A 13,569-nucleotide genomic window follows, 5' to 3' on the forward strand; every position below is an offset into this window, starting at 1 on the left:
CGGACCACCCCTCCGCGGGATCCTTCGGTACGTTCGTCGCGACCGTCCGACCCGAACCAGGAGCCCGGCCACGTGACCCCCGTGAGCAGCCACGCACCGCACGGCCAGTCGCCGCTGCGCACCGTGCAGGTGCTGGGCGGCGGCAACGCCGCCAGCGGCGCGCACGTCCGCTCGCTGGCCGCCGGGCTCGTGGCACGGGGCGTGCGGGTCACGGTGTGCGCCCCCGAAGAGGCGGAGCGCGCCTACGGCTTCACCACCGTCGGCGCGGAGCACGTCCATGTGCCCCGCAGCAGCGACCCGGCGTCGGTGGCCGCACTGCGCGCCGCCTGCTCGGGCGCCGGCCTGGTGCACGCGCACGGTCTGCACGCCTCGTTCCGCACCTCCCTGGCGCTCGGCGGACGCGGCACGCCCTTCGTCGTCACCTGGCACGACCGCGCGTACGCCGAAGGCCCCCGCGCCCACTTCCTGCGCGTGCTGGAGCGGCGGGTCGTCCGCGCGGCCGGCGTGGTGCTGGGCACGACCTCCGCGCTGGTGGACCGGGCCCGCCGCAGCGGGGCGCGGGACGCCCGGCTCGCCGCGGTCTCCCTCCCCGGGCCCCGCAGCGCGCCGGCGTCCGAGGAGTCCGAGCGGCGCACCCCCAAGGTGCGGGCCGAACTCGGCGCCGTGGACCGTCCGTTGATCGTCGCCGTCGGCTCCTTGGAGCGGCATCGCGGCCTCGACGTCCTGGTGGACGCCGCGCACGCCTGGCAGCGCCTCGACCCGGTACCGCTCGTGGTGATCGCGGGGGAGGGGCCGCTCCACGGCGAACTGCGGCGCGCCGCCGAGGCGAGGGACCTGCCGGTACGGCTGCTGGGCCGCCGGGAGGACGCCTCCGACCTGATCGCCGCGGCCGACGTGGCCGTCCTGCCCAGCCGCAGGGAGGAGGCGCGGTCGACGTTCGCGCAGGAAGCGCTGCACGCGCGCGTGCCGCTCGTCGCGACCCGGGTGGGCTCCGTCCCCGAACTCGTCGGCGACGCGGCCGAACTCGTGCCGCAGGGCAACGCGCGGGCGCTCGCCGACGCCGTGACCCGGCTCCTGGCGGACCCGGAGCACCGGGAGCGGCTCGTGCGGCGGGGTGTGCGGCAGGCGGGGACGTGGCCGACCGAGGACCAGACGGTCGCCCAGGTGCTCAGCGTCTACGACGAGCTGACCCAGCCCCGCCCGCTGGCCTGACCCCTCCTGGTCGCGGGCGCTGTCCGCGGGTGTTCCGCACGGACGCGCGGACGGCAGCCTGCAGGGCGCGGGTGCCGGGAGTCGCTCGTGCGGCGGGGTGTGCGGCAGGCGGGGACGTGGCCGACCGAGGACCAGACGGTCGCCCAGGTGCTCAGCGTCTACGACGAGCTGACCCAGCCCCGGCCGCTGGCCTGACCCCTCCTGGTCGCAGGCGCTGTCCGCGGGTGTTCCGCACGGGCGCGCGGGCGGCAGCCCGGGGTGCTGAGGACCAGACGCCCGCCGGCCTGACCCCTGTCCGCGGGCGCGCTCAGGGCACGTGCCGCCGCGCCCGCAGCGCCAGGCTCAACGTCAGCACCGTCTGCGGGTCGTCGAGGTCGACGCCCAGCAGTTCCCCGATGCGGGCGAGCCGGTTGTACAGCGTCTGCCGGTTCAGATGCAGCTCCCGCGCGGTCTCCGCCTTGCGTCCGGCGTGCGCCAGATACGTCTCCAGGGTCGGCAGCAGCGCGGGCCGCGAGCGCCGGTCGTGGTCCAGCACCGGGCCGATCGCCCGCCGCACGAAGTCCGCCAGGTCCGGATGGTCACGCAGCCGCCACAGCAGCAGGTCGATGTCCAGCCGCCGGGCGTCGTACCAGGGCCGCTCCGGGAGCCCCTGCGCCGCCGTCGCCGTCTCCACCGCGTGCCGCAGCCCCGTCGGCACCGCCGCCCAGTCGCCGGCCGGCCCGACCACCACCACGGGCGGCCGCCCGCCGGGACGCAGCATGCCCGCGCGCTCCACCCCGGCGCGCAGCGCGGCCGCCACCCGGTCGGCGACGGACGGCCGCTCCGACTCCGCGCGCAGCGCGAGCAGCAGCGGCACCCGCCCCTCGACCGGCCGCACCCCCAGCAGCACCGGCACCCCGAGCGACGACAGCTCCTCGCCCACCGCCCGGGCCAGCACCGCCCAGCCGCCGCCCTGCGGCGACAGCGTGTCGCCGAGCCGCATGACCACCGGCAGCAGCGGCCCCCGGCCCGGCTTGAAGCCCAGCACGCGGGCCTGCGCGGGCGCGTCGTCGGCGCCGGTCCGGCCCTCGGCGAGGTCCGTGAGGAAGTCGCCGCGCCCGCGCGCCGCCAGCTCCTCCTCCTGGCGGGCCTGCATCAGCACCAGGGCGAGGATGCCCGCCGCCCGCTCGGCCGCCATCCTGTGCACCGGCTCCGGCGCGCTGCGCACCGGCAGCAGCACCAGCCGCGCCCGGACACCGCCGCTGCCGGGGCCCCCGCCGGGCACGTCCACGAGGACCGTGCCGGCCGGCGGGTCGTCGCGCTGCCGGTCCCGCAGCCCCTCCCACACCTGGAGCGGGTCCGCGCGCTCGGGGCCCTCACCGGCCGCGTACAGCAACTGGCCGTCGGTGGTCTCCAGGAACACGGGGTTGCCGGTGAACCCGGCGAGGATCTCCAGCACCTGCGGCACGCCCCCGCCGCCGAGCAGCGCCTCGGTGCAGCGCCGGTGCACCTCCTCCGCGCGCTGGAGCAGCGCGTAGTGCCCGTTGACGATCTCCGTGTGGATCTCCTCGGTGACCGTGACGAACGGCACCTCACGGTGCAGCTGCACCAGCGGCAGCCCGGCGGAGCGGGCGGCGTCCACCAGGGCGGCGGGCAGTCGGCTGAAGCGCGGGCCGAGCTCGACCACCAGGGCCGCGATGCCCCGGTCGGCCAGCGTGCGCACGAACGCCCGCTGGTCGGCCGGGCGCGTACCCAGCCCGTAGCCGGTGGTCAGCAGCAGTTCGCCGCCCTTGAGCAGGGAGGCGATGTTGGGCACCTCACCCGCGTGCACCCAGCGCACCGTGCGCCCCAGCCGGTCGGCGCAGGCGACGACCTCGGGGAGGCCGCCGCGCAGCCCGGGCAGCTCCAGGGCGCGCTGCACGGTGATGCCTGTGGGCGGGGGAGTGCCGGCGGTGCTCATGCAGCGGACGGTACCCGGGGCCGTGGCCCCGTCACACGTCCGGCCTGCGTGAACACGCCCACGCCCCGCCTCCCCGGGCCGGCCGGGAAGGCGGGGCGCGACGGTCGCGTCAGCCCCCGTACGCCCCCGACGCCGTCAGGCGCAGGGCCGTGTCGATGAGCGGCACGTGGCTGAACGCCTGCGGGAAGTTGCCCACCTGGCGCTGGTTCAGCGGGTCCCACTCCTCCGCCAGCAGGCCGAGGTCGTTGCGCAGCGACAGCAGCTTCTCGAACAGCTTCCGCGCCTCGTCCACGCGGCCGATCATGGCCAGGTCGTCGGCCATCCAGAACGAGCACGCGAGGAACGCGCCCTCGTCGCCGGGCAGGCCGTCGACGCCCTCGTCCACGCCCTCGGTCGGGTAGCGCAGGATGAACCCGTCGGAGGTGGACAGCTCGCGCTGGATCGCCTCGACGGTGCCGATCACCCGCTTGTCGTCCGGCGGCAGGAAGCCCACCTGGGGGATCAGCAGCAGGGCCGCGTCCAGCTCCTTGGAGCCGTAGGACTGGGTGAAGGTGTTGCGCTCCTTGTCGTAGCCCTTCTCGCACACGTCGCGGTGGATGTCGTCGCGGAGCTGCTTCCACTCCTCGAGCGGGCCGTCGGCGTCGCCGGACTCGATCAGCTTGATCGTGCGGTCCACGGCCACCCACGCCATCACCTTGGAGTGCACGAAGTGGCGGCGCGGCCCGCGCACCTCCCAGATGCCCTCGTCCGGCTCCTGCCAGTGCTTCTCCAGGTAGCGGATCAGCTTCAGCTGGAGCAGCGAGGCGTAGTCGTTGCGGGCGAGGCCGGTCATGTGGGCCAGGTGCAGGGCCTCGGTGACCTCGCCGTACACGTCGAGCTGGAGCTGGTGCGCGGCGCCGTTGCCGACCCGCACCGGGGCGGAGTTCTCGTAGCCGGGCAGCCAGTCCAGCTCCGCCTCGCCGAGCTCGCGCTCGCCGGCGATGCCGTACATGATCTGGAGGTTCTCCGGGTCGCCGGCGACCGCGCGCAGCAGCCACTCGCGCCAGGCGCGGGCCTCCTCGCGGTAACCGGTGCGCAGCAGCGAGGACAGGGTGATCGCCGCGTCACGGAGCCACGTGTACCGGTAGTCCCAGTTGCGGACGCCGCCGATGTCCTCCGGCAGGGAGGTGGTCGGCGCGGCGACGATGCCGCCGGTCGGGGCGTACGTGAGGGCCTTCAGCGTGATCAGGGAGCGGATCACGGCCTCGCGGTACGGACCGTGGTACGTACAGTGCTCGACCCACTCGCGCCAGAAGTCCTCGGTGGCCTCCAGGGACTGCTCGGGCTCGGGCAGCGCCGGGGGCTGCTTGTGCGAGGGCTCCCAGGAGATGGTGAACGCCACCCGCTCGCCGGGCGCCACGGTGAAGTCCGAGTAGGTGGTCAGTTCCTCGCCGTAGGTGTCGGCGGTCGTGTCGAACCACACGGAGTCCGGTCCCGCCACGGCGACGGTACGGCCCTCGTGCCGGTGCACCCACGGCACCACCCGGCCGTAGGAGAAGCGCATGCGCAGCGTCGAGCGCATGGGGACCCGGCCCGACACGCCCTCCACGATGCGGATCAGCTGGGGGGCGCCGTCGCGCGGGGGCATGAAATCCGTCACGCGGACCGTGCCGCGGTTGGTGTCCCACTCGGATTCCAGGATCAGCGAGTCGCCCCGGTAGCGCCGCCGGGTCGCCGCGGGCGGCTCCGCGTCCTCGGCGTGCGCGGGACCCAGCCGCCAGAAGCCGTGTTCCTCGGTTCCCAGCAGCCCGGCGAAGATGGAGTGCGAGTCGAAGCGCGGCAGGCACAGCCAGTCGACCGTGCCGTCCCGGCAGACCAGCGCTGCGGTCTGCATGTCTCCGATGAGTGCGTAGTCTTCGATGCGCCCGGCCACGTGCATCTCCAGTCGAACGGCCACGTCACCCCGCGAGGGGCTGTCGCTAGTGCGGTCAAGGGGGGTATTGCAATGCGTCGTTGAGCTGTGAAGCAAAGCAGTCGCTCGGCCCTACGTGCAAAACGCCAATCTTTGCTCAACGAACTGACGAGCTCACGTTGTTCCGGAACTTACGGGCGGGGGTGGTGCCGTTCGGCCGGCCGGGCTCGGCAGCGAGTGTCCGAGCAGGATACGTCGCACGTAGATGATCTGTGTGCCGCTCGCGGCAACCCGGCTCCGCCGAACGAGTGAGCCCCGGGTGAGGGTCCCGTGTGTGCTACATGCTCCGTGGTCCCGCGTGAGCGGAGCGTGGCCGTCAGCCGTTCCCCCGCGGCGCTGATACGCTGGTAGCCCGTGGACCGGTGGGCGAGAAACCCCGGAACCGCACCCACAGACCGCGACCACGGGAGCCCCCTCTTGGCCATGCCGCCCAAATCAACGACGACCAAGCACATCTTCGTCACCGGGGGTGTCGCCTCCTCTCTCGGCAAGGGCCTGACCGCCTCCAGCCTCGGCATGCTGCTCAAGGCCCGCGGTCTGCGCGTCGTGATGCAGAAGCTCGACCCGTACCTCAACGTCGACCCGGGCACGATGAACCCCTTCCAGCACGGTGAGGTGTTCGTCACCAACGACGGCGCCGAGACCGACCTGGACATCGGCCACTACGAGCGATTCCTCGACCGCGACCTCGACGGCTCCGCGAACGTCACCACGGGCCAGGTCTACTCCACGGTGATCGCCAAGGAGCGGCGCGGCGAGTACCTGGGCGACACCGTCCAGGTCATCCCGCACATCACCAACGAGATCAAGCACCGCATCCGGCGCATGGCGACCGACGAGGTCGACGTCGTGATCACGGAGGTCGGCGGCACGGTCGGCGACATCGAGTCGCTGCCGTTCCTGGAGACCGTCCGCCAGGTGCGGCACGAGGTCGGCCGCGACAACGTGTTCGTGGTCCACATCTCCCTTCTTCCCTACATCGGCCCCTCCGGTGAGCTGAAGACCAAGCCGACCCAGCACTCCGTGGCGGCGCTGCGCAACATCGGCATCCAGCCCGACGCGATCGTGCTGCGCTGCGACCGCGAGGTCCCCACCGCCATCAAGCGGAAGATCTCGCTGATGTGCGACGTGGACGAGGCCGCCGTGGTGGCCTGCCCCGACGCCCGCTCGATCTACGACATCCCGAAGACCGTGCACGGCGAGGGCCTGGACGCCTACGTGGTCCGCAAGCTGGACCTGCCGTTCCGCGACGTCGACTGGACCACCTGGGACGACCTGCTGGACCGGGTGCACAACCCCGACCACGAGATCACCCTGGCCCTGGTCGGCAAGTACATCGACCTGCCGGACGCCTACCTCTCGGTGACCGAGGCGCTGCGCGCCGGCGGCTTCGCCAACAAGGCCCGCGTCAAGATCAAGTGGGTCACCTCCGACGACTGCAAGACCCCGGCGGGCGCCCAGGCGCAGCTCGGCGACGTCGACGGCATCTGCATCCCCGGCGGCTTCGGCGACCGCGGTGTGCTCGGCAAGGTCGGCGCGATCAAGTACGCCCGCGAGAACAGGATCCCGCTGCTGGGCCTCTGCCTCGGCCTGCAGTGCATCGTGATCGAGGCCGCGCGGAACCTGGCGGACATCTCCGACGCCAACTCCACCGAGTTCGACCCGGCCACCTCCCACCCGGTGATCTCCACCATGGCGGAGCAGCTCGACATCGTCGCCGGCGAGGGCGACATGGGCGGCACCATGCGGCTCGGCATGTACCCGGCCAAGCTGGCCGAGGGCTCCATCGTCCGCGAGGTCTACGACGGCAAGGAGTACGTCGAGGAGCGCCACCGGCACCGCTACGAGGTGAACAACACCTACCGCGCGGAGCTGGAGAAGAAGGCCGGCCTGGTGTTCTCCGGCACCTCGCCCGACGGCAAGCTCGTCGAGTACGTCGAGTACCCGCGCGACGTGCACCCCTACCTGGTCGCCACCCAGGCGCACCCGGAGCTCCGGTCGCGTCCGACCCGCCCGCACCCGCTCTTCGCCGGGCTGGTGAAGGCCTCGGTCGAGCGGAAGATCTCGCAGTAGCACACCCAGTTGTACGGTTGCCGGGGTGCGAACCTTCAACGGTTCGCACCCCGGCCGCCTTTTCGCAGGCGGGCCGGGTACCACCGCTTCGGTTCGGAAGGACAGGCATGACGATCAAGGACACCCCGGAGGAGTGGGAGATCCGCGGGACGCAGACCCCCTTCGTCGGCAAGAAGACCTCCATGCGCACCGACGAGGTCGTCATGCCCGGGGGCGCCGTGGTCCACCGCGACTACCAGGTCCACCCGGGCTCCGTGGCCGTCCTCGCCCTCGACGACGCGGACCGGGTCGTGGTGCTGCGCCAGTACCGGCACCCGGTGCGCCAGAAGCTGTGGGAGATCCCGGCCGGCCTGCTCGACGTGCCCGGCGAGAACCCGCTGCACGCCGCCCGGCGCGAGCTGTACGAGGAGGCGCACGTCAAGGCGGAGGACTGGCGGGTGCTGGCCGACGTCTACACCACGCCCGGCGGCTGCGACGAGGCCGTGCGGATCTTCCTGGCCCGGGGTCTGTCCGAGGCCGAGGGCGACCGGTTCGCGGTGGAGGACGAGGAGGCCGACATGGAGCTGGCCCGGGTCCCCGTCGACGAGCTGGTGCGCGGCGTGCTCGCCGGTGACCTGCACAACAACTGCCTGGTGGTGGGCGTGCTCTCGCTGGTCGCCGCCCGCTCGGGCGACGGCCTGGACGCGCTGCGCCCGGCGGAGGCGCCGTGGCCGGCCCGCCCGTTCGAGGCGTGAGGCCCTCCGCCCGCTGACGCCGGCACGTGGGACTCTCCGTCCTCCGACGCCGGCATCGGGGCGGGAATCCTACGATCTGTTGATCCGATCGAGGGAGTCTCGCCCACCGCGCCGCGCTCCTCACAGAACGTCGCAGAGCGTGAACTAGGCTCTGGAAAACGCCCGTACGGAGACCCGGCGGGCTTGCGCGTGCGGTGGGACGGGAGTGTGGCCCGTGACGGATCAGGCGGTGGACCCGAACGGTGTGCGGCTCCCCCAAGGGGCTCACCCGGAAGGTCGATTCCTGGGCCGTACCAGGGAGTTGAAGGAACTGCGCGCCGACATCGAGCGCGCCGGACTCGACACCCTCTCCGGCCGCAAGGCCCCCCGCGCCCGCGTCCTGCTCATCGCGGGACGGCCCGGATCCGGCCGCTCCGCGCTCGCCGAGGAACTCGTCCGCCAGGTCGCCGCCGACTACCCCGACGGCGTCCTGCGCACCCGGCTGAGCGAGCCCGGCGGCACTCCCGTGCCCGTCGGGCGCGCCGCCCGGGACCTGCTCGACGCGCTCGGCGAGCCGGCCCCCGCCGGCGCCCCCGAGGACCAGCTCGGCGAGGCGCTGCGCACCGCCCTCGCCGAGCGCCGCGCGGTGCTCCTGCTCGACGACGCCGCCGATGCCGGGCAGGTCGACGCCCTGCTCCCGGACAACCCCGACTGCCTGGCCGTCGCCGTCTCCTCCGGCCCGCTCACCGGCATCGCCGACGTCCGCCCCTGCACCCTCGGCGGCCTCGACACCAAGTCCGGCGTGGAACTGCTGTCCCGGTTCACCGGCTCCGTGCGCATCACCGTCGACCCCCGGGCCGCCGAACGCCTCGCCGAGCAGTGCCAGGGCCAGCCCGCCGCGCTGGTGCTGGCCGGCGGCTGGCTCGCCGCGCGCCCCAAGGCCGCCGTCGCCGACCTGGCCAAACAGCTCCACACGGACCCCGGCGCCGAACCCGTGACCGCCCGGCTGCTGCGGCTGGTGCACGACGCGCTGCCGCAGACCGCCGCCCGCACCCTGCGCCTGCTCGCCCTCGCGCCCGCGGGCCTCGTCGACCCGCACACCGCCGCCGCGCTCACCGGCTGCTCGGTGGAGGCCGCGCACACCACCCTCGACGACTTCGCCGCCCACGGCCTGCTGCACTCGGTCGGCTCCTCCGTGCCCCAGTACCGGGTGCCCGGCTGCCTCCACCGCGAGCTGCTCCGGCTCGCCGACGACCACGAGCGGCCCGCCGAGCTCCAGCTCGCCCGCGCCCGCATGCTGGAGCGCACCGTACGGCTGCTCCAGTCCTGCCGCGCCATCACCGAGACGGACAGCCCCGAGGCCCGTCAGAAGGTCCTCGCCCTGCCGCGCCCCCTGCGCTTCCCCACCCCCCGCGCCGCCGCCGACTGGCTGCGCCTGCGCCGCCCCGCCCTGCTGGCCGCCGCCCGGCTCGCGGTCGCCGACGGGGAGCTGGACACCCTGGCCCGGCGGCTGATGTCCCAGCTGGTGCGGGCGATGGTCGCCCACTTCGGCACCCGCGCCGCCGCGAGCGACCTCTACGACATCCACAACCTCGTCCTCGACGTCGCCGAGCGCCGCGAGCTGCCCCGCGAGCGGGCCGCCGCCCTGCTCAACCTCGGCGACCTCGACGCCCGTACCGGCCGCACCACGGAGGCGCTGGCCCGCTACCGGGCCGCGCTGGACGCCGGACGCGAGGCGAACGACCCCTACGCCACCGGGCGCGCGATGGAATCCGTAGGCGCCGCGCACCTGGAGCTGGGGGACTACGACCGGGCGGCGGACTGGTTCGGCCGCGCCCTAGCCGAGCGCCTCGCCCGCGACGAGCGCCCCGAGGCCGCCCGGCTCTACGGCCGCATCGGCGCCGCCCACACCTACGCGGGCCGCTACGGCGAGGCGATGCGCAACTGGCGGGCGGCCGTCGCCGGGCACCGCAGGGACGGGGACGTGGCCGCGCAGGCGCGGGCGCTGAGCGAACTGGGCCGGGTGCAGGAGTACGCGGGGCGGCTGGAGGAGTCGCTGCGCACCTGCCGTGAGGCCGTGGAGTGGGCGCGGCGGGCCGAGGACACCCGGCTGCAGGCCGCGCTGCACCTGCGGCTGGCCGACTCGTACGAGCGTCTGGGCGACCCCGCGTCGGCCGCGCTGCACCGGAGCACGGCCGGGCGCATGCTGGCCGAGGAGGCCCCCGAGGGCGACTCCGAGCCGGAACATGGAGCTAACGCCTGCGAAATCCGTACCGCTTCCGCTGAAGATTGATGCAATGGAAGGCTAGACAGCGGGAACACCTTCATTAGACTGGCTCTGCCGCACCATCTCCTGCGGTCTCTCCCGGTGTGCCCGTGCGTGCCCGGGTATGTGTAGTGATATCCCCGTACCGTCTGAGCCAAGGACCGTGATCGACGTGAAGGTCGGCATCCCCCGCGAGGTCAAGAACAACGAGTTCCGGGTGGCCATCACCCCCGCCGGCGTGCACGAGCTGGTGCGCCACGGCCACCAGGTCGTCATCGAGCGCGGCGCCGGTGTCGGCTCCTCGATCCCGGACGGCGAGTACATCGCCGCGGGCGGTCAGATCCTGGACACCGCCGACGAGGTCTGGGCCGCCGCCGACCTGCTGCTCAAGGTCAAGGAGCCGGTCGCGGAGGAGTACCACCGCCTGCGCAAGGACCAGACGCTCTTCACCTACCTGCACCTGGCCGCGTCCAAGGAGTGCACGGACGCGCTGCTGGAGTCCGGCACCACCGCCATCGCCTACGAGACCGTCGAGCTGCCCAGCCGCGCGCTGCCGCTGCTCGCCCCCATGTCCGAGGTCGCCGGCCGGCTCTCCACCCAGGTCGGCGCCTACCACCTGATGCGCGCCCACGGCGGCCGCGGCGTGCTGCCTGGCGGCGTCCCCGGCGTGCTGGCCGGCCGCGCGGTCGTCATCGGCGCCGGCGTCTCCGGCTGGAACGCCGCGCAGATCGCCATCGGCATGGGCTTCCACGTGACCCTGCTCGACAAGGACATCAACAAGCTCAAGGAGGCCGACAAGGTCTTCGGCACCCGCATCCAGACCGTCGTCTCCAACGCCTTCGAGCTGGAGAAGGCCTGCCTGGAGGCCGACCTCGTGATCGGCGCCGTGCTGGTCCCCGGCGCCAAGGCGCCGAAGCTGGTCACCAACGAACTGGTCTCCCGGATGAAGGCCGGAAGTGTCCTTGTCGACATCGCGATCGACCAGGGCGGCTGCTTCGAGGACTCCCGTCCGACCACGCACGCCGAGCCGACCTTCAAGGTCCACGAGTCGGTCTTCTACTGCGTCGCCAACATGCCCGGTGCGGTGCCCAACACCTCGACCTACGCGCTGACCAACGCGACGCTGCCGTACATCGTCGAACTCGCCAACCGCGGCTGGGTGGAGGCGCTGCGCCGCGACCCGGCGCTCGCCAAGGGTCTCAACACCCATGACGGCAAGGTCGTTTACCGCGAGGTCGCCGAGGCGCACGGTCTCGAGCACGTGGAGCTCGCCTCGCTGCTCGGCTGACCCGCGCACGGCGTTAAGTCGACCAAGTCACGGACCCGCAAAGGCGATACGTCAACACCGGACGTCAACGCCTCGCACCAGGCCGGACCTTGCGTGCCAAGGTCCGGCCGGATGTGTGTATGGTCACGTCCTGGTTCGGGGACAACTCGCCTCGAACGTAACCGTTCTACCGATTCGTACACCCGTGAATCCTGCCGTGCGACGGCTGTACGCCCTTGACAGCGGGGTGTTTCATTACCGACACATCGTGCCGGGTCCGGCGGATTGTGTTGCTGCGGACGGCCGACACGCCATAGAGTCGCCAACCGTCGGCATGGTGCCACGCTGACCTGTCTAGAAGTTTCCTGGTCACCAAGGAGGTAAGACGACTTGTGAATGAGTCGACATTTACTCCCGGGGGTGGTCAACCAGGAATGCCTGCGCCGGGCCAGGGGTCCGCGGGATTCGCTGCTGTCGGCTCCGTCGCTGTGCGCACCTTCGCAGCCCACCAGAGTCACGCAACTCCAGGAGTGACTCACCCAGCACACCAGAGCATGGATGGCCATCACGTGAACGCCATGGCCGGCGACGGAAGTGGCGCGCCCCACAACCATTTCGCCGACTACGACGAACTGCCCGAGGGGCACTTCTACGACCCCGACGCCGAGTACGAGCCCGATCCGGAGTACGCGGCCACGCTCGCGCCCGACGCGGCACGCCAGCGCCGTGAGCGCATCGGCCCGACCGGGCGCCCGCTGCCGTACTTCCCGATCCCGGGCCCGCTGACCGACCACGGACCCGCGAAGATCATCGCGATGTGCAACCAGAAGGGCGGCGTCGGCAAGACCACGTCGACCATCAACCTGGGTGCCGCGCTCGCGGAGTACGGACGCCGGGTGCTGCTCGTCGACTTCGACCCGCAGGGCGCGCTGTCGGTCGGACTTGGCGTCAACCCGATGGAGCTCGACCTCACCGTCTACAACCTGCTCATGGAGCGGGGCATGGCGGCCGACGAGGTCCTCCTGAAGACCGCGGTCCCCAACATGGACCTGCTGCCCAGCAACATCGACCTGTCGGCGGCCGAGGTCCAGCTGGTGAGCGAGGTCGCGCGCGAGTCGACGCTGCAGCGGGCGCTGAAGCCGCTGATGGACGACTACGACTACATCGTGATCGACTGTCAGCCCTCGCTCGGCCTGCTCACGGTCAACGCGCTCACCGCGGCGCACAAGGTGATCGTGCCGCTGGAGTGCGAGTTCTTCGCGCTGCGCGGTGTCGCCCTGCTGACCGAGACCATCGAGAAGGTCCAGGAGCGGCTCAACCCGGAGCTGGAGCTCGACGGGATCCTCGCCACCATGTACGACTCGCGCACGGTGCACAGCCGTGAGGTGCTCGCGCGGGTGGTCGAGGCGTTCGACGACCACGTCTACCACACGGTCATCGGACGCACGGTCCGCTTCCCGGAGACCACGGTCGCCGGTGAGCCGATCACCACGTACGCGTCCAACTCCGTCGGTGCCGCCGCCTATCGCCAGCTCGCCAGGGAGGTGCTCGCCCGGTGTCACGCCGAGTGAGTCTGCCGGGGGCCGACGAACTCTTCCGTACGACAGGGGGGATGGCGCTCCAGGCGTCCACCCCCAGGCGTGGCGGCGACGCCCGGGTCCCCGCTCCCGCGGGGGAGGGCGACGCGGCCGCCGCCACGAACGAGGACGCGCCGCAGTCGGTGCCCGTGCAGGGCGGCGACGGCGAGGGCGCGGAGCACGCCGCGGCGGACGTGGAGCCCGCCGAGACCGGCGAGTCCCGCATCCGGGGCGCCGCGGGCGCCGGACGGCGCACGGCGGCGGCAGGCGACGGCACGGCCGCCGCGGCACCGCGCAAGCGGGGACGGCCCGCGGCACGGCGGCCCAGCGGCCGCGAGCGGCACGACGAGAAGATCACCGTGTACGTCTCCGCCGAGGAGCTGATGGACCTCGAGCACGCGCGTCTGGTCCTGCGCGGTGAGCACGGCCTCGCCGTCGACCGCGGGCGCATCGTCCGCGAGGCGGTCGCCGTGGTCCTCGCGGACCTGGAGAGCCGGGGGGACGCCAGCATCCTCGTACGACGCCTGCGGGGACGGTAGCGGTAGCCTGCGGGGGCCATGACCTCGAACGA

General features: G+C 72.8%; 9 protein-coding genes and 1 pseudogene. 8 read left to right on the plus strand and 2 right to left on the minus strand.

Translation table 11 applies throughout. From position 1 onward, the window contains the following. The first annotated feature begins 72 nt into the window (after nt 1-72). Both ACQZOG_RS09830 and ACQZOG_RS09835 read left to right on the plus strand, forming a co-directional pair. The gene (locus ACQZOG_RS09830) at nt 73-1,212 is read left to right on the plus strand and encodes a glycosyltransferase family 4 protein (protein WP_037638850.1); all 1,140 of its coding nucleotides are present in this window, start codon (nt 73-75) and stop codon (nt 1,210-1,212) included. A 75-nt stretch (nt 1,213-1,287) separates the two neighbouring features. After that, a pseudogene (locus tag ACQZOG_RS09835) lies at nt 1,288-1,407 on the plus strand (glycosyltransferase family 1 protein); the annotation flags it as partial. 112 nt (nt 1,408-1,519) lie between these two features. Here ACQZOG_RS09835 and ACQZOG_RS09840 read toward each other — a convergent pair. Then, a complete protein-coding gene (locus tag ACQZOG_RS09840; protein WP_430741443.1) occupies nt 1,520-3,151 on the minus strand; it encodes a PucR family transcriptional regulator in 1,632 nt (543 codons plus the stop codon). Between the two features lie 109 nt (nt 3,152-3,260). Continuing rightward, nucleotides 3,261-5,063 carry a glycoside hydrolase family 15 protein gene (locus tag ACQZOG_RS09845; RefSeq protein WP_033276823.1) on the minus strand — a complete coding sequence of 601 codons (1,803 nt, stop codon included), beginning with the start codon at nt 5,061-5,063 and terminating at the stop codon, nt 3,261-3,263. 462 nt (nt 5,064-5,525) lie between these two features. Here ACQZOG_RS09845 and ACQZOG_RS09850 point away from each other — a divergent pair, with 462 nt between their 5' ends. The 6 genes from ACQZOG_RS09850 (at nt 5,526) to ACQZOG_RS09875 (ending at nt 13,537) form a co-directional block, all read left to right on the plus strand. Further along, nucleotides 5,526-7,175, plus strand: a complete 1,650-nt coding sequence (locus tag ACQZOG_RS09850) for a CTP synthase (protein ID WP_033276799.1) — start codon at nt 5,526-5,528, stop codon at nt 7,173-7,175. A gap of 107 nt (nt 7,176-7,282) precedes the next feature. Continuing rightward, nucleotides 7,283-7,909, plus strand: coding sequence for an NUDIX domain-containing protein (locus ACQZOG_RS09855; RefSeq protein WP_033276798.1), 627 nt, complete (start codon nt 7,283-7,285; stop codon nt 7,907-7,909). A gap of 214 nt (nt 7,910-8,123) precedes the next feature. Continuing rightward, the gene (locus ACQZOG_RS09860; protein WP_193456500.1) at nt 8,124-10,181 is read left to right on the plus strand and encodes a tetratricopeptide repeat protein; all 2,058 of its coding nucleotides are present in this window, start codon (nt 8,124-8,126) and stop codon (nt 10,179-10,181) included. Nucleotides 10,182-10,317: 136 nt separating this feature from the next. Continuing rightward, nucleotides 10,318-11,442: an alanine dehydrogenase gene (gene ald / locus ACQZOG_RS09865; protein ID WP_033276797.1), complete on the plus strand. Its 1,125-nt coding sequence runs from the start codon at nt 10,318-10,320 to the stop codon at nt 11,440-11,442. A 413-nt stretch (nt 11,443-11,855) separates the two neighbouring features. After that, nucleotides 11,856-12,992 (plus strand): ParA family protein, encoded by a 1,137-nt coding sequence (locus tag ACQZOG_RS09870; RefSeq protein ID WP_078492773.1) that lies wholly within the window; start codon nt 11,856-11,858, stop codon nt 12,990-12,992. Nucleotides 12,993-13,033: 41 nt separating this feature from the next. Continuing rightward, complete coding sequence (locus ACQZOG_RS09875; protein WP_203551086.1) at nt 13,034-13,537, plus strand: hypothetical protein; 504 nt, start codon at nt 13,034-13,036, stop codon at nt 13,535-13,537. Nucleotides 13,538-13,569 lie beyond the last annotated feature (32 nt).

It is taken from the genome of Streptomyces sp. P13-3-3 (assembly GCF_050571355.1).
GTDB lineage: Bacteria > Actinomycetota > Actinomycetes > Streptomycetales > Streptomycetaceae > Streptomyces > Streptomyces althioticus.

Coding starts and splice junctions, on each gene's coding strand:
- ACQZOG_RS09840 (WP_430741443.1), bottom strand. CDS start 3,151: ATGAGCACCGCCGGCACTCCCCCGCCCACAGGCATCACCGTGCAGCGC.
- ACQZOG_RS09850 (WP_033276799.1), top strand. CDS start 5,526: ATGCCGCCCAAATCAACGACGACCAAGCACATCTTCGTCACCGGGGGT.
- ACQZOG_RS09855 (WP_033276798.1), top strand. CDS start 7,283: ATGACGATCAAGGACACCCCGGAGGAGTGGGAGATCCGCGGGACGCAG.
- ACQZOG_RS09870 (WP_078492773.1), top strand. CDS start 11,856: ATGCCTGCGCCGGGCCAGGGGTCCGCGGGATTCGCTGCTGTCGGCTCC.
- ACQZOG_RS09875 (WP_203551086.1), top strand. CDS start 13,034: ATGGCGCTCCAGGCGTCCACCCCCAGGCGTGGCGGCGACGCCCGGGTC.